At 58.9% G+C, this 15,346-nt stretch carries 14 protein-coding genes; 3 read left to right on the forward strand and 11 right to left on the reverse strand.

The window, feature by feature from the left end:
* The coding region (locus Q0K10_RS14515) for a hypothetical protein (RefSeq protein WP_294508467.1) at positions 1-397 on the forward strand (397 nt) is incomplete at its 5' end.
* A 9-nt stretch (positions 398-406) separates the two neighbouring features.
* Here Q0K10_RS14515 and Q0K10_RS14520 read toward each other — a convergent pair.
* The 5 genes from Q0K10_RS14520 to Q0K10_RS14540 form a co-directional block, all read right to left on the reverse strand.
* Positions 407-1,012, reverse strand: coding sequence for an AAA family ATPase (locus Q0K10_RS14520; protein ID WP_294508470.1), 606 nt, complete (start codon positions 1,010-1,012; stop codon positions 407-409).
* 64 nt (positions 1,013-1,076) lie between these two features.
* Positions 1,077-2,471 (reverse strand): sodium/glutamate symporter, encoded by a 1,395-nt coding sequence (locus tag Q0K10_RS14525; RefSeq protein WP_294508474.1) that lies wholly within the window; start codon positions 2,469-2,471, stop codon positions 1,077-1,079.
* Between the two features lie 25 nt (positions 2,472-2,496).
* Entirely contained in the window at positions 2,497-3,696 is a 1,200-nt protein-coding gene (locus tag Q0K10_RS14530; protein ID WP_294508477.1) for a bifunctional 3,4-dihydroxy-2-butanone-4-phosphate synthase/GTP cyclohydrolase II, read from the reverse strand.
* 29 nt (positions 3,697-3,725) lie between these two features.
* Positions 3,726-4,517 (reverse strand): TIGR00282 family metallophosphoesterase, encoded by a 792-nt coding sequence (locus Q0K10_RS14535; RefSeq protein WP_294508480.1) that lies wholly within the window; start codon positions 4,515-4,517, stop codon positions 3,726-3,728.
* On the reverse strand, positions 4,514-5,737 hold the full coding sequence (locus Q0K10_RS14540; RefSeq protein WP_294508484.1) for an MFS transporter: 1,224 nt from the start codon (positions 5,735-5,737) through the stop codon (positions 4,514-4,516). The genes Q0K10_RS14535 and Q0K10_RS14540 overlap by 4 nt, the downstream gene beginning before the upstream one ends.
* A gap of 190 nt (positions 5,738-5,927) precedes the next feature.
* On the opposite strand from Q0K10_RS14540, the gene Q0K10_RS14545 reads away from it, so the two are divergent.
* Positions 5,928-7,532, forward strand: coding sequence for a glycosyltransferase family 39 protein (locus tag Q0K10_RS14545; RefSeq protein WP_294508487.1), 1,605 nt, complete (start codon positions 5,928-5,930; stop codon positions 7,530-7,532).
* On the opposite strand, the gene Q0K10_RS14550 is transcribed toward Q0K10_RS14545, so the two are convergent.
* Complete coding sequence (locus Q0K10_RS14550; RefSeq protein WP_294508491.1) at positions 7,510-8,742, reverse strand: AGE family epimerase/isomerase; 1,233 nt, start codon at positions 8,740-8,742, stop codon at positions 7,510-7,512. The two genes, Q0K10_RS14545 and Q0K10_RS14550, sit on opposite strands and share 23 nt — an antisense overlap.
* 257 nt (positions 8,743-8,999) lie before the next feature.
* Here Q0K10_RS14550 and Q0K10_RS14555 point away from each other — a divergent pair, with 257 nt between their 5' ends.
* On the forward strand, positions 9,000-9,641 hold the full coding sequence (locus Q0K10_RS14555) for a sugar O-acetyltransferase (protein WP_294508494.1): 642 nt from the start codon (positions 9,000-9,002) through the stop codon (positions 9,639-9,641).
* Between the two features lie 22 nt (positions 9,642-9,663).
* On the opposite strand, the gene Q0K10_RS14560 is transcribed toward Q0K10_RS14555, so the two are convergent.
* The 5 genes from Q0K10_RS14560 to Q0K10_RS14580 form a co-directional block, all read right to left on the reverse strand.
* Positions 9,664-11,139, reverse strand: a complete 1,476-nt coding sequence (locus tag Q0K10_RS14560; RefSeq protein ID WP_294508497.1) for a cellulase family glycosylhydrolase — start codon at positions 11,137-11,139, stop codon at positions 9,664-9,666.
* Positions 11,136-12,878 carry an acetylxylan esterase gene (locus tag Q0K10_RS14565; RefSeq protein ID WP_294508500.1) on the reverse strand — a complete coding sequence of 581 codons (1,743 nt, stop codon included), beginning with the start codon at positions 12,876-12,878 and terminating at the stop codon, positions 11,136-11,138. The genes Q0K10_RS14560 and Q0K10_RS14565 overlap by 4 nt, the downstream gene beginning before the upstream one ends.
* Positions 12,879-12,899: 21 nt before the next feature.
* Positions 12,900-13,631: a type II secretion system protein gene (locus Q0K10_RS14570; RefSeq protein WP_294508503.1), complete on the reverse strand. Its 732-nt coding sequence runs from the start codon at positions 13,629-13,631 to the stop codon at positions 12,900-12,902.
* 42 nt (positions 13,632-13,673) lie between these two features.
* Positions 13,674-14,768, reverse strand: a complete 1,095-nt coding sequence (locus tag Q0K10_RS14575) for a GntR family transcriptional regulator (RefSeq protein WP_294508506.1) — start codon at positions 14,766-14,768, stop codon at positions 13,674-13,676.
* Between the two features lie 128 nt (positions 14,769-14,896).
* Positions 14,897-15,265: a hypothetical protein gene (locus tag Q0K10_RS14580; RefSeq protein WP_294508509.1), complete on the reverse strand. Its 369-nt coding sequence runs from the start codon at positions 15,263-15,265 to the stop codon at positions 14,897-14,899.
* Between the last annotated feature and the right edge of the window lie 81 nt (positions 15,266-15,346).

Raw genomic sequence — 15,346 nt, forward strand, 5'->3', positions numbered from 1 at the left:
GTATCTCCTGATGCGTGAGGCCGTTGAATATGACACGGACGAAACTCCCGTCGGCTGCTGGAGACTCGATTATTCCGACGCCTTCCCGGCGGAAAAAAGCGAACTGGTTCTGGAACTGTGCGGCACGAGTCACCGGGTCGCGCTGGCGTCGAGACCCCGCGCGCTCCGGCTTCTGCGGGGGAAGAGCTCCGAGGCGCCGGAGTGGTACCCGGAGACATCGGCAATTGCGCCGCCTCTCCCGGCAGCTCCGGAGCTCCTCCGGGAAGAAGGCCGGCTCGTTCGGGCGGATCGGAGAATGGTTTATGCGACCGTTCCCGGTTTCTCTTCGCCGGCTGCGTTCCGGCTCGAAGTCGCGGGCGTCGATTCGGAACCCCCGGGGGATTCCAGCCGCCCCTGAGAGGGAAAATCAGTGGAGAAGCTCCGCCGCCTTGACGATCAGATCGGCGCACGCCTCAATGCCGAGCGCACTGCTGTCGAGCGCAAGCTGATAGTTCTGCACGACGCCCCACTGCCGCCCCGTGTAGTGGCGATAGTAGTTCTGGCGTTTCTTGTCGCGGTCGCGGAGAAACTTTTCGGGTTTTGCCGGAGTTTCTCCGTAATGCTGCGTGATCTGCTTGATGCGGAACTCCATGCTCGCATGGATGAACGTGTTCAGACAGTCGGTCCGTTCGCGCAGGATGTAATCGGCGCAGCGCCCGACGATGACGCAGGACTCCTTCTCGGCGAGGTTGCGGATGATGTTGTGCTGAATGATGTAGAGCTGGTCGGAGATCGGCAGCACGCCTCCGTCGAGACCGGTTCCCAGCGCCCAGTTGAAGAGGAACGCGTTGGCCGACTCGGCGTATTCGCCGTTCTCAAGGATGAACTGCTCGGCGAGACCGCTCTCTTTGGCGATCTTTGCGACAAGCTCCTTGTCGTAGCAGGCGATGCCGAGCCGTTCGGCGACGAGTTTGCCGACGGTTCTTCCGCCGCTGCCGAATTCGCGGCTGATGGTGATGATGCGTGTATTCATAATCTCTTCCCCCCGATGTCAGGCCGATGGTTTAAAAAAAATATAAAGCCCGTTCAATACGATGTCAACGGGTTTTGTGAAAAATCTCCACCTTTGCGGTTTTTTTTCGCCTTCTGAGCACAAACCGCCAGAACAGCAGCCAGAAAATCAGCATTCCGGCGGAGATCAGCCAAACCTCGCCGATGCCGCGCGTAAAGACCAGCACGAGTGCGAGCGACGTCCAGATGCCGCCGCCCATGATCGGTTCGTGCAGCAGCTGTTTGTAACCGAAACTTGCGGCCGCCGGCGTGTTGTTGTCCGGATCGACCGTGCGCAGCAGCAGCAATCCGGTCGCCGTGACGCCGAGTCCCTGGCCGAACTCCGCGATCGACCGTTCAAACCACGCCTCTTCGAAGAGCCGCGGCGCGATGTAAAGCACCATGAAGATGCTCCACGCCGTTCCGCCGATTGCGAGGATCAAAAGCGGCATCCAGTAAGCCAGTACGAAGTCGAGCCGGATCGAAGCGACCGCCGCAACCACAAGGAAATCCAGCGACGCTCCGCCGAGCCGCTGGATCTGTCCCTGGTCGACGAGTGAATCGAGCCGCACCAGCAGCAGGAATTTCTGAAGGATCAGCCCGCCGATCAGACAGAGCGGAAAAAGCGGAAAACTTGTGAGAATCTTCAGATTTTGCACGCACTCCGGCATGAACCGGTTCGAATATGCGAGCAACTGCTGAAGACCGTAGCCGATCAGAACCGCCATCCCGAGCGCCGCAATGTGCAGTGCAAGCGAATCGATCGATTCGCTCTGGACGGTCTGTTTCCCCGCCGGAGGCTGCGCGTGTTTCGGATAGATGCCGATCCGTTCGTGCGGGGTCTGCTCGCGGAAGGTGCGGACATTCTGAACCCATCCGCGCCGAACCGCGAGGTTGATGAGCGCCATGCCGAGCGTGATTCCGAGCACCATGCCGATCGTCGCCATCGTGTATCCGAGTGCGATGCCCGCCTCCCAGCCGAAATCTTCGAACGTCCGGGTCAGTCCGGCAACGGTCCCATGCCCCCCCTCGAAACCGATTTCAAGCAGATTTCCGAACGCCTTGTTCACCCCGAAAAGCGGAATGAGAAGAACAGCCGCAAGCCCGAGCCCGATCACATACTGCCCCCATGCGAGCAATTGTCCCATGCAGAGCTGCGGAGCCGCTTCGTTCCAGATGGTTTTCATCTTCGGGATCTTCGCCCCGATGAAGAGCGCGGCGAAGACGATGTTGATGAGAAATCCCGGCAACGCCCCCCAGCTGCTGTGCCACTCCGGAGCCATGTTTTTTCCGAGCGTGTTGATCCAGAGCAGACCGAGCAGTCCACCGATCACCGAGGCTGGCAGATAGAGCCGCTGAAAAAGCGGAACGGCGGTGCGGACAAGTTTCCCCAGCACAAGCAGCAGACAAAGTCCGCAGAAGGACATCACGACGGTTTCCATGCAGCTCTCTCCTTGCGTCAAAGCCTCAGATCATATGCCCCATGCGTTCCTTCTTCGTGCGGAGATAGAACGCATTTTCGCGGCACGGCTCGATGATGATCGGAACCCGTTCCGTGATTTTGAGCCCGTAACCCGAAATGCCGACGAGCTTCTTCGGGTTGTTGGTCAGCAGCCGCACGGATTTTACGCCCAGATCAAGCAGAATCTGTACCCCGATGCCGTATTCGCGCAGGTCGGCGGGGAAGCCGAGCTGTTCATTCGCCTCGACCGTGTCGCACCCTTCGTCCTGAAGTTTGTACGCGTGGATCTTGTTGAAGATCCCGATGCCGCGCCCCTCCTGGCGCAGATAGACGATCACACCGGATCCGTTCTCGACAACCTGCCGCATCGCGGCGTGCAGCTGTTCGCCGCAGTCGCAGCGGGAGGAGCCGAACACATCGCCCGTGAGGCATTCGCTGTGAACGCGCACGAGCACGTTCTCCTGATCCTTCACGTCCCCGTAAACCAGCGCGAGATGTTCGAACGAATCGACCTTCGTGCGGTACGGCGTGATCCGGAACTCCCCGAATACGGTCGGCAGCCGCGCGCTTTCTCCGCGGATGATCAGATGCTCATGGCGCCTGCGATAGGCGATGAGATCCGCGACCGTTCCCCATTTGAGGTGGTATTTTTTCCGGAATTCGTCGAGCTGCGGGACCCGCGCCATCGTGCCGTCGTCATTCATGATTTCGCAGATGACGCCCGCGGGTGTCAGCCCCGCGAGACGCGCGAGATCGACCGCCGCCTCCGTGTGCCCGGCCCGGCGCAGCACCCCGCCGGGACGCGCGATGAGCGGAAAGAGATGCCCCGGCGAGATGAAGTCTCCCGGCGCGGTCGCCGGGTCGATCAGGGCCTGGACCGTTTTCGCCCGGTCGAAGGCGGAGATTCCCGTCGTCGTCCCGCGCCGCGCATCGACGCTCTGCGTGAACGCCGTTCCGAATGGATCCGAGAGCGAGGCGGGAGTCGAGAGATTCAGCTCCGCCGCTCGTTCCGCCGTCAGCGGCGCACAGATCAATCCGCGCGCGTGCGTCGCCATGAAGGTGATCGCCTCCGGCGTGACGTGTGCGGCGGCGAGGACAAGATCCCCCTCGTTTTCGCGGTGTTCGTCATCGGTGATGATAACCATCTTGCCGGCCCTGATGTCTGCAACCAGCTCCTCGACCGGATCAAATTTGATTTCGCTCATTCCCTGCATTCTCCATACGGTGGATTGAATTAGATGTTGATTTCGCGTGAGAGCGGGCGGATCGCCGAAGCGCGCCCGGTCCGGTAGTCGTAGGTGACGATCGTTCCGTCGAGCCGGATCGCACCTTTTTCCACGACGGCGAGCCGGTTCGGCATGCCGGTGGTGAATTTGTAGAGAACATCCTTCACCTCGCGTCCGAGCACACTGGTTGCGGCTCCGGTCATGCCGACGTCGGTCTGGCGGGCGGTTCCGCCAGGGAGCACAAGCGCATCCGCGGTCGGCACGTGGGTGTGAGTCCCGAGCACGGCGGTCACGCGGCCGTCGAGAAGGTAACCCATCGCGAGTTTTTCGCTGGTCGCTTCGGCATGGAAGTCGACAAGAATCGTGTTCACGGTTTTCGGCAGTTCCTTTGCGAGGATCTCCTCGACCGTCTCGAACGGGTTGTAGGCCGATTCGCGCATGAACACTTTCCCCTGAAGGTTGATGACCGCGACCTCGCCGCCGGCCGGATTGCGGAATACTCCCCAGCCGCGGCCCGGCTGTCCCTTCTGCAGATTCGCAGGGCGCAGCACCCGGTCGAACCGATCGATCTCGGCGTCGAATCCGCGCTGATCCCAGACGTGGTCGCCGGTGGTGAGCACATCGGCGACTTCGAGCAGCTCCTTCGCACAGCCGGAGGTCAGCCCCGATCCCGCGGCGGCATTTTCGGCGTTGACCACGACGAACTGACAGTTGAATTCCCGGCGCAGTTCAGGTACGAGCTGCCGGACCGCCTCGCGCCCCCCCTTGCCGACCACGTCGCCGATGAACAGTATATTCATGATGAAATTCCTCTTCTGATTGTATCCACGGATGATGTTTTTCCGCCGCGCCTTCCGAGAATCAGCAGCATGCAGAGCGCTCCGGCAAACGCCGCCGGCGCGAGAAACATCGCGCTCCGGAGCATGAAGTATCTGCCGATCACGCCGGCGAGCAGCAGTGCGATTCCGGCGATTCCCCAGCTCCCGCCGACGATCATCCCCATGCGGGCGCCGAGTGCGAGCTTGCCGGGGGCGGTCCGGGCGAGAACGACCAGCTGCGGGAATCCCGCCCCGACCAGCACTCCGGCGAACGGAACGAGTGCCGCCGCCGCGGCGTTCCCGGCAAGAAGCAGATAACAGACGAGCACCGGGATCCCAAGCAGAATTTCATACGTCAGGCAGCGGATCACCGGGACGCGGCGGATGAGGAAACTCGTGCCGAATGCGCCCAGCCCCGCGCCAAGTCCGAAGAGCGTTCCGGAGAGGCCGCCGAAGCCGAGTGAAAAATCGAGCTCGGCAAGGTAGCTCGGCAGCAGCCCCTGGATGATGCAGCATCCCGTGTTGATGAGAACCGCCAGCCAGAAGAGTTCGCGGAACGTGATGCGCGGCTGAACCGCCCCGGCGTGAACGAACTGCGTTTTGCATTCCGCTCCGGCGCTCTTTTCGTCGAGCGCAAGACGCACCCGCGCCCGGTGAAACAACAAAAGCAGCAACCCCACCGGCACGATCAGCAGCAGCAGCCCCGGGAATCCGAGATACTGCACGAGCAATCCCCCCAGCAGCGGACCGGTCGCATAGCCGGAGAATCCGGCCAGCATGAAGAGCGACGTCGCCACCGCGGGCGTGACCGAGTTCTCCGGCAGCGCACAGATGCCGCGCAGTCCCTCCGGGTGCGTGAATGCCACGCCGATACCGAGAACCAGCACGAGCAGCGTCAGAAAAAGTGCCGGTGCCGTGTGCGGTGTGAGACAGACCAGACAGATTGCGCACGAGAGCACAAGTCCGAGCTGGACGAGCATCGGGCGTCTGGCGGATTTGCGCAGTGTTCCCGCCCATACCTGGATTCCGTTGGAACTGAAACTGCAGAGCGTCAGCAGCGCGGTTCCAGTCACGAGCGACAATCCGTACTCCTTCCGGAGTTGCGGCAGAAAGCCGGGCAGCGTCCCGGAGAGCATGTCAACCGTGAAATGAATCGCGGTGAGCAGCCAGAGCTGCCGGAACGCGAGTGCGTGACGAGTCATAGTGTTCCTGCCGATGTGTTCTCTCAATATGAAGATATAATGTTCCATTAATATACTCTCGCGCGCGCCCGCCGTCAAGCAGAAAGGCCGGGAACGTGGGACGGGAATTCCGTTTTACGGCTTGCTTTTTCGGGAAAATGCGTTATATTGCGCTGTTTCCAGAATTTTTACGCAACAGCAGGAACTGACCATGCGGAACAATCTTTCCAGCCTTTGCGCCGGACTGTCCTCCCGGTTGACCGCGGTTCTGCCGCGTTCGGCGTTCCAATCGCCGGAGAGAGGAGAATATGGGAAGAAAAAGCTCATCGTTCTGCTCTCTCTCTGGAGTGTATGCTGGTTTCTGCTGCCGCTGGCTGTGCTTGACAACGTGTTCATCGACGTGCCGGAAAACATCATCTGGGGCAGTCACTTCCAGTTCGGTTACGATAAGAATCCGTACCTCGGCGCCTGGATCGGCTATCTCGGCAGTCTGCTTACCGGGAACAGTCTCTGGAACAGTTATCTTTTGAGTCAGGTGTTCGTCCTTGCGGGGCTCGCGTGCGTCTGGAAACTCGGGCGGCGCATGACGACGGAGGCGGGGGCGTTTCTCGCCGTTCTTTTTCTGCTCGGAGTGAACTACTACGGAATCAAATCGGTCGAGCTTTGCGACGACGTGATGGAACTCGGGTTCTGGCCGCTTTTGATCCTCTTCTTTCACAAGGCGTTGAAAGATGGTAACCGCATCGGAAACTGGCTGCTGGTCGGATTGCTCGCCGGATGCTGCTTCATGGTGAAGTACTATGTGGCGGTGCTGTTCGCTTCGATGTTCCTCGTGATGGTGGCGACACCGGAGGGGAGGCGGGCGTTCCGGATGCCCGGGCCTTACCTCGGAGCATTGATTTTTGTTTTGATTTCCCTGCCGAATTTCATCTGGCTGGCGGAAAACGACATGGTTGCGTTCCGTTACGCGTTCGGCCGCGCGTCGCTTGGCGACGGGGCGCGGGCGTTTGAATTTTCTCTCAGACGATTTTTGAAGTATCCGTTGCGCTGTCTGTCGCGGACGCTCTCGGTGCTGATCGTGCCGCTGATTCCGTTTTTCGTGCTCTTTTTCCGGAGAGATGAAACGCTCAAGTCTGCCACGTTCGACCGGCGGTTTGTGGCGATTCTCGCATGGGGGCCTTTTGCGTTCACGCTGCTCTTCTCGTTCATTTCGGGCGGTTCGGTGAATTATTCATGGGTGGTGCCGTGTTTCCCGATGCTCGGGCTCTTTCTGGTGCTGTGGTTCCGGCCATACATCAATCGGTTCAGTCTGAGGTGCTTTGTGGGATTCATCATCATAATGTGGGTGGTGTTCGCCGCGGTTTTTGCGGGGCGGAGCCTCTGGCAGCAGCCGTATCGGAAACGTGGATGCGATTATGAGAATTTTCCGGGGAAAGCGCTCGCTTTGCGCGTTACGGAAGAGTGGCGCACGCGTTACGGCACGCCGCTGCCGTTCGTAATCGGCAAACGGCGCGAATCATGCAACGTCGCGGTCTACTCTCCCGATCGGCCGCAGGCCTACTTTTCCGCGAATCCGGAGTTCAGTCAGTGGATCGATGAGGAGGAGATCCGGGCAAAGGGGGCGGTGATCCTGTTTGACGGCCGCCCGAACCGTCGTCCGAAGTTCCTCAAGCGCCTTGCGGAGTCGGGATTCCCGATGACGCCTGAGGTGCGGATCGAGGAGGAACGCGCACTCCCGGGATGGTTCCGGGCGCTCGCCGGAACGCCGAAGAAGGACGCCTACGTCTACTGCTTCATTCCGCCCGGACAAAAGTAGTTCCGCCATTCGCGGCGTCCGCTTCCCGGAAGACCCGGATGCAGTTGAAGAGCGCGCGCGGCACGTGGAAGAAGGTCTTGGAGAGCGACCCCTTGAATCCGTTGCGCACGCTTCCGTCGAATCGGACGATGCCGTACCATTCGCCGAATTCGGGATCACGGAAGTGTTCCGTGCTCCATTGATCGACTTCGTCGAACATCTGAAGAAACCATGTGTCGCCGGAAATCCGGTAGGAGTAGGCCGCCGCGAGCATGGCCTCATTGTGAGGCCACCAGTTTTTGATCATGTCCTTCCCCTCGAAGACCGGGCAGTCGAGAGCATCCATGAATCCGTACACTCCGCCGAATTCGAGGTCGTGCGCATAAGAGTAGATTTGACGCGTCCACTCCGGAATCTTTGCAAGGAGCTTTTGTTCTCCCGCGAGTTCCGCCCCCTGCGCGAGGAACCACATCATCTCGAAGTCATGGCCGGGCAGGACGTTGCGGAAGAAGGAGCTGTCAAGCAGAAATCCTCCGGAAACCGGCGTGCGTTCCAGCCACCGCCCGGCTTCGGCGCAGAAGAAGGTCGGGAGCACGTCAAAGGTTTTCCGCAGCGTGGCATTCACACGGCCGTCCGCAAATTCGCAGCCGTTGACGATCATCGTACGGCAGAGGTGACAGAGGTGCATGTAGCATCCGCGCACGCGCATGGCAGGAACCCGCGAATCGGCCGAATTCTGCTCGGATTGCGCGAGTGCGGAAGTGAAGCAGTCGAAACAGCTCTGCGCTTCGGCGCGGAAACGCTCCTCACCGGTTGCGCGGAAGAGTTCGGCGCACGCGCATCCGGCGTAGATGCAGGTCATCGCCTTCATGGGGCCGGGGCCGCCGCCGCGCCTGCCGCCCATGCGGAAAGCGGGGTTGCCGGCGGCGTCGCAGATGGGGATATAGTTGCCGTCCGGTTCGCGCAGTTTTTCGCAGAGACGGAAGCCGTGGAGCGCGAGTTCGAGGAACTCGTCCCGCTTGTATTCGGAATTGTACAGTGCGGCGAACATGTAGACGTTGCGCCACTGCATCGCGGTGGATTTGAGCGGATCGTAACAGTTGCCTTCGCGGTCGAGGGAGTTGAAGAATCCGCCGTTTTCGCGGTCGACGGAGTGTTGAACCCAGAACGGGACGACGGAATTCTGCAGTTCGTCCTCCAGACGTGCGGCCAGTTCGGAAAGTCGTGACATGATGACAAAGATTCCATTCGGTGATTGAAAAAAAGTGTATTTTATACCATACACCGGAAAGCGGGGAATTTCAATTCCGGGCGCAAAACTTCCGACCGCGGTTCTGGGAAACGGAACTGTTTCTGTTCATTTCCGTCACCTGAGCTGTGGCAATACTTTTTGCCGGAATCCCGCCTTTTTCGGGACTTTTATTTCTCGAATGCGGCTGTATATTATTCTGCACAGCATCGCAGAATCATGAAAACGAGGATATGGAAATGAGGGAAGAAGAAAAGATATTTGCCGGAATCCTGTTCAATCCGGGCGATCCGGAACTCAAGGCGATCAAGTTGCGCTCTCACAAGCTCAGCGCCGCCTACAGCCGCACCGCCGAGGACGAAACTGAACTCCGGGCGGAAATCATCCGGCAGATGGTCGCCGAGTTCGGGGAGGGGAGTTTCCTGCAGGGGCCGGTCTTCTTCCACTACGGCGTGCACACGCGGATCGGGAAACGCTGTTTCTTCAACTACAATCTGACGATTCAGGACGATGCGCAGGTCACGATCGGCGACGACAACAACTTCGGCCCGAATCTGACCATCGTCACGCCGCTCCACCCGATGCTGCCGGATGAACGGAGGCTCATGCTTGACGGCGAGGGCAATCCGAAACGGTTCTGCTACGCGAAGCCGGTCCGGATCGGCAGCAACTGCTGGTTCGGAGCGAACGTCGTTGTCTGCCCCGGCGTGACGATCGGCGACGGTTGCGTGATCGGTGCGGGAAGCGTCGTAACGCGCGACGTTCCGCCGCACACGTTCGCCGCCGGGAATCCGTGCCATGTGATCCGCGCGCTTTCGGAGGCCGACAGCATGCGCCACAAACCAGCCGTCCTCGCGGACAACCGGGTCATGGAATGCTGAAATACATTTCCGCTGCGCGCAGTCAGCGTTGGTTCCGCCTGAAATATTTGCGGATAACCTGGCCGCGCGCCGTGTCGCCGACCGGCTGCTCAATGGTTTTGTCATCGGAGTGTTCCACGCTCCAGCCGGACCACTCCCGGTAAGCGTGATAACTCCAGTCCCACCCGTACTCCTCGAAGATCGAAATCCAGTCATCGAGCCATTGCGCACCTCCCGGAGCCCAGCGGATGACGCCGAACTCGCCGACATAAATCGGAACGTTGTATTTGAGCTGGAACTGACGGGTCGGTTCAGCCATGAGCCGGAGCCACTCCCGATTCCACCCCTTCGAGGGGTCCGGATATGGGCCGACCATCGCCCGTCCGCGAATCCCCTGATGCGTATATTCGCCGGGCTCGTAGAAGTGAGGCGAGTAGATGATGTTCGGCAGATTGATCGGCCGGGGATTGTAGGAGGTCGCCACGATGATCGGCGTGTCCGGGTCGATCGCCCGGATCTCACGGGCGAGTTTTTCTGCGAATCGATCCCAGTCCAGCGCATCCGAGCGGACGTCGTACACCTTGTCGATTGGTTCGTTGACCAGATCGTATCCGTAGATCGCGGAGTCTCCCTTGAACGCTGCTGCGATCTCCCGCCAGAGAAGTACGACTGCCTGCTGGCGTTCCGCCGTCCAGAGTCCGAGATTGTTGTTGATTGCGTTCATCTCCCCCGGAGAACGATGAAGATCGATCACCACCTTGATTTTGTACTTATGACAGTACGGCAACACCTGTTTAAGCTCCGCGATTCGGTCGCGTCCCCAGGCAAGATACCGTTCCGTGGTCTGGAATACGGCCGGCCCACCCTGCAGAAACTGCCACCGGAGCAGATTCCCGCCGAACTCTTCGGCAAATATGCGGAAATCCTCCTCATCCTTCAGCGCTCCCGCCATTGCGCCGCGGTATTTCGGCGTTTTCTGTAACGGGGCGCGGTTCAAACCGGGGGATGGCGGTTCAGGCGCGGGAACCTCCAGAATCCGGATCTCGAGGTATTCGGCCAGACCGTTCTTTCCCGCATCAGCGAGCACGAGCTTGAAATCTCCCGCATAAGGGGGGATCCGCCACGAACCCGCGTGCCGCTCCCAGCCGCTCTTTTCGCGCGGAACGGGGGGCCCGGGGCGGTAGCCCCAGTTCTCCCGATATTTGTCGAAGGGACGATAGTTCGGGACGAGTTTCAGACAGTCGCCGAATTCCTGACCGAGCTTCTCTCCACGAACAACGCCTTCGACCGTCACCATCTTCCCCTTGAGCAGAGCACCGTCGATGGGGAAGGCGGGGGCTTCCGGACCCCGCACCCGCAGGAACGGTTTTTCTCCCGGCTGCCGAATCAGTTCGGCTCCGGCGGGAATGGAAGAGTTTTCCGTATTCCACTCCCAGAGAATGCGTGGCTCGGCGCTTCCCGCCGGAAATGACAGGGCAAAACACACAATCCCAAGCCAGGCTGCTGCAAAGAGTTTCATTTGCCCTCCTCCTTCACGACGACGCGCGGCGTTGTGTTCCGGTCGAACCCGAAGTAGACCGCATGGTCAAGACCTTGAAGAAAGACCAGCTCTTTCGGACCGGGGAGGTTGTTGTAGAGAATCCGCACCCCCGAGGGAGGGCAGACCCAGTCGGAAAGTCCCGCATCGATTTTGACCGGACAGTGGATCCTGCGGGCGAAATTCACCGTGTCATAGTAGAGCAGCCCCGGCGCCGGATCAGGCCGCCAGCCGCGAACCCGCCCGACTTCAATTCCCCAGAGATCACAGAACCATGGAATCTGCAGAAAACATTTCGTGGCACCCTTCGTCAGAGCTGCGACTGCGGCGGATTGAAACGCCCCCTGACTGCCACCGGTGATCTCAAAATGTTTGCCGTCCCACTCCGGCAGAGTTTTGACGAATTCAGCCGCGCGCACGCCGCGCAGAATCATATCGTGAAAATAAGTCGTCAGCGGCGACTGGTTTTCTTCGTTTCGGAAACCGTATCCGGCCAGAATGCTGCTTTGAAGCTCCCGGTAGTAGGCGTTTTCACGGCCGTTTTCGATCCCGTGCGGATTGATGGAAAAGGTGATGACGTCTTCATCGCGATAGAGCGGCGCACTCTGGACCGAGTAACCGTCAAATCGCAGACGAACCGGGAATTTCTCCCCTTTCGCGGCAGATTTCGGCATGGTGAGATAGCCTGAGACCGGTCGGTCGCCGACGCAGGAGAGTTTGACATCGAATACCTCGACTTTCTCACCGGATTCCACGGATTTTTTTTCAAGCACTTTGAGCGGAACACCGGCCAGTTTCGCGAGTTCCTCCCGCCAGAAGGCGTCGAAATCCGCGGGCTCCGGTCTGCCTTGTTGCAGTTTTTCCGGCGCGACGCCTCCGGCCAGTCCGTACTGAACCGGACGGGGGCCGATGCCGGGACGCGGAATGCGTTGCACCGGTTCGCCGTCATCCCCCAGCAACATGGCACGAACCATCACGTAGCCGGGACAGTTGAGCGAACTGCGGAATTCGAGCGGCTTTTCCGCATCGACGTCGAGTGTCCGCACTTCGGTTTTGCCGTCGTCTCCCGCCCGAATGAGCCGGACGCGTCCGGATACCGGCTTGCCGTTGTCGAGAATCCGGAATCGGAAGATCATCGGTTCTCCCGCTTCATACAGAGCGTTTTCCCGGTCGAGGGTTCCGGTGACGGTGCAGGTCTGAAACGTTTCCGCAGGACGTACTTCGCGAAACCCGGGCGCGTGGAATCGAACTTTGCCCGCAACATTCAGCAGTGCGAGGTCGAGGCCCGCTTTCCGGATCCCTTCCGGGAATGCAATCTTGAGCGTGTGGCGAGACATCGCGCCGTTTTTGTTCGGAATTGGCAGACGCAGGAACTGTTCTTTCCCGTTCGCGGCAACATAGTGGATCTGAACGAGGATGCCGTCCCCGTTTTTCACGGATTCGGGCAGATCCTCCGCTTCGACGCCGATCGAAAAGAGCAGTTCACGACCGGCGAGCTGCGCCGGATCAAGCGGAATTCCCGTCCAGCTTTTGATTGCGGAATCGTGGCGGAATTCGAGGTCGCCCGCTTCGGTGATCCTCCTGGTTTTGTTGTTCAACTGTCCTCTGACTTCCGGCGCGCTGAGGTTCACCTCGACCGGCCCCGCCGTTTCTGCCGCAATCGTACCGCACAGGAACAGCAGCGGTAGCAAAAAGAAAGATGGATGAACTCGAACTCTCATACTCGTTTTCTCTCCTGATGTTCAGTTTTTCCAGTGAATTCCGCTGTCGGAATCGGTGCGGAATGGATCCACGTTGTACGGCATTGCATTGCCGGTCGGATGGATGGAAACATTCCCTCCGAAGTAAAGCGCGTTGGCGGAACTGCCATGACGGGGTGAGACGGTTGGCCAATCCGGACTCGGTCCCTGGTCGGGACGCCAACGCAATCCACCTCCATCTGCAAAAGTTTCGTCATTTTTGACACCTTGAATGTCGACCAGCAGGAATTTCGCCTGAAGTTGCTTGATTCGGGAGAGTTTTACCGCCGTTCCGGCCCGGACAAAAACCGTGTGAAGTACGGCGTAGTGCGGCGCGTTCATCCACCAGCATTGAGCCTTGGTCCCAACCATGTCGAAATCTCCCGGTTGAGCTGGACAGCGCAGCACGGCGTTCGTGACATATTGACCGCCGGAAAACTGATAACCGTTCGTCCACGGCGTTGACGGTACGTTTGGATTCGGTCCCATCAGGTAACTCGTCCAGCTCGGGGGCGCATTGGCACTGCCGGTGTCCAGCGGCGGCAGCACATCATCGTTATCACCGAAATACTGTGCAAATCCCAGCCCGATCTGCTTGAGATTGTTGACGCATGAAGCCGTTTTGGCCCGGTTGCGCGCCTGATTCAGCGCCGGAAGCAGCATTGCCGCCAGAATGGCGATAATCGCAATCACCACAAGTAATTCAATCAATGTAAAAAGGGAACGACGATCCATTTTCTCATCCTTTCGGTTGGTTTTAAACGGTTTCACTTCACTTCACTTCACTTCTTTCAATTTGATTTTCCGTACACCTCTCGGCATCTGATGGCTGAATTGCCACCGGTTCAGACGTTCCACCGCACGACGAATCAGATCGGTATGACTGGCGCTCCACTCCCAGACTCCACTGTCGCAGTAGTTGCGACTGTGCCATTCCAGGCGATCTCCGCGGATGGCGGCACATTGCAGTCGGGCACGGAGTTCCGGCGGCATTTCAAGGCAGACCAGATGGTCCAGCAGAATGTCAAATGGAGAAAAGACGGAGTCTGCTTCGCAGGCTTCAAGCTCTTTGAGCAGTCGTTCGCGGATTGTGTCGAACAAGGCGAAGTCCCGCTGTTTCACCCGTGCGGCCATGCGGAACAGCGGTGCCCGGAACGCAAACGTTGTCACATGTTCACTTATATTCGCCGTCAGCGCTTCGATGCTGCTGTTGGTCTTTTCATTGAGCAGCAGAAGCGTCCGCCTGCGTCCGGAACGCCTGATTTTGCGCCCGATTTCTTCCCCCGCAGCGGCGTAATCGAACATGACCAGCGGCAGATCCGCATCACCCAGCGGCTGGTCGATTAACATCACCGGAATGCGCCGCGCCAGTTCCTGGAAATAGGTCGCATTCGCACTTTCGTTTTCCGGCGAGAGCAGCATCCCGCGCACACCGTTGTAAACCATGGTTTCAGCCAGTTCGCGTTCCCTTGCTGAACTCCCGTTGGAAGAGCGGACAATCGGCACAGCATGATTGCATTCCCGGTCGAACACATCCGACGCTATCGCGATCAGATTGCGCTCAAAGTCATTTCCCGGGGTATAAGGGTGGATCATTCCATACTTGGCAATCTCAGGCTGGACGCTTTTTCCGGGTACGATCCGCCCGCTTTTGCCGTGATGAATCTGTACAAGCGACTCCTGGCGCAGCAGTTCCATCGCACGCTGCACCACTCCGATGCTCACTGAAAATTCATCTGCCAGAGTTCGGTAGCTCGGCAGCCTTCCGTCCGCTGATAGTCCGTCTCCCAGACGGTTGCGGAGATGACGCGCCAGCCGTACGTAATGTGCTTCCCGTTCCCCGTTCGCAGTTTCCAGTTTTCCGCCGCTCATCCCAAACCCTCTAAATACTGTATCGGTGTATCTTTATTTTAATTATACCATATCTCAAGAAAAAAAGCAACCCCCGATTGCAGAAAAATGGGAAAAAATGCATTCGGGGGGCAAGAGTATGAGGCCGATCACTTGAGTTTGGAAAACGCCTCGAAACGGGTGGAGGTTTCGGCGGCGCTCTCTCCCGGAGAACCGATGTAGCTCACGGATTCCGTGCTCGCGTCGATCCCGAAGAGCTCTCCGAAAAAGCTGGTTCGGCGCGTTTTGACGAACACGATTTGCGTTGTGCTCCCCGGCTGAATCACCGGAGCGGTCGCAAGCGTGTTCACGGCACCGCCCGCGATAATGTTCGGGAGCAGCGTTCCGCTTGAAATGCTCCCTGTCGTTTCGAGTTTGAATGCGTCGACGCCGCTGCCGAGCGCCACGGCTTTGTTTTCGAGTGTGGCGCATCCCGCGCAACAGGAAAATGCAATCACGGCAAATATCAGATGTTTCATGAGACTCTCCTATGATAAAATTCCACTTCGATGCCGGGAAAAACTCAATTTTTTACGAGTTTGAATTGAGTAAAATCCTCA

It is taken from the genome of uncultured Victivallis sp. (genome assembly GCF_944391105.1).
Taxonomy (GTDB): Bacteria; Verrucomicrobiota; Lentisphaeria; order Victivallales; family Victivallaceae; genus Victivallis.

Bases quoted from the DNA above. Each gene is read 5' to 3' on its own strand.
- Q0K10_RS14520 (WP_294508470.1), bottom strand. From the start codon at position 1,012: ATGAATACACGCATCATCACCATCAGCCGCGAATTCGGCAGCGGCGGA.
- Q0K10_RS14525 (WP_294508474.1), bottom strand. From the start codon at position 2,471: ATGGAAACCGTCGTGATGTCCTTCTGCGGACTTTGTCTGCTGCTTGTG.
- Q0K10_RS14530 (WP_294508477.1), bottom strand. From the start codon at position 3,696: ATGAGCGAAATCAAATTTGATCCGGTCGAGGAGCTGGTTGCAGACATC.
- Q0K10_RS14535 (WP_294508480.1), bottom strand. From the start codon at position 4,517: ATGAATATACTGTTCATCGGCGACGTGGTCGGCAAGGGGGGGCGCGAG.
- Q0K10_RS14540 (WP_294508484.1), bottom strand. From the start codon at position 5,737: ATGACTCGTCACGCACTCGCGTTCCGGCAGCTCTGGCTGCTCACCGCG.
- Q0K10_RS14545 (WP_294508487.1), top strand. From the start codon at position 5,928: ATGCGGAACAATCTTTCCAGCCTTTGCGCCGGACTGTCCTCCCGGTTG.
- Q0K10_RS14550 (WP_294508491.1), bottom strand. From the start codon at position 8,742: ATGTCACGACTTTCCGAACTGGCCGCACGTCTGGAGGACGAACTGCAG.
- Q0K10_RS14555 (WP_294508494.1), top strand. From the start codon at position 9,000: ATGAGGGAAGAAGAAAAGATATTTGCCGGAATCCTGTTCAATCCGGGC.
- Q0K10_RS14560 (WP_294508497.1), bottom strand. From the start codon at position 11,139: ATGAAACTCTTTGCAGCAGCCTGGCTTGGGATTGTGTGTTTTGCCCTG.
- Q0K10_RS14565 (WP_294508500.1), bottom strand. From the start codon at position 12,878: ATGAGAGTTCGAGTTCATCCATCTTTCTTTTTGCTACCGCTGCTGTTC.
- Q0K10_RS14570 (WP_294508503.1), bottom strand. From the start codon at position 13,631: ATGGATCGTCGTTCCCTTTTTACATTGATTGAATTACTTGTGGTGATT.
- Q0K10_RS14575 (WP_294508506.1), bottom strand. From the start codon at position 14,768: ATGAGCGGCGGAAAACTGGAAACTGCGAACGGGGAACGGGAAGCACAT.
- Q0K10_RS14580 (WP_294508509.1), bottom strand. From the start codon at position 15,265: ATGAAACATCTGATATTTGCCGTGATTGCATTTTCCTGTTGCGCGGGA.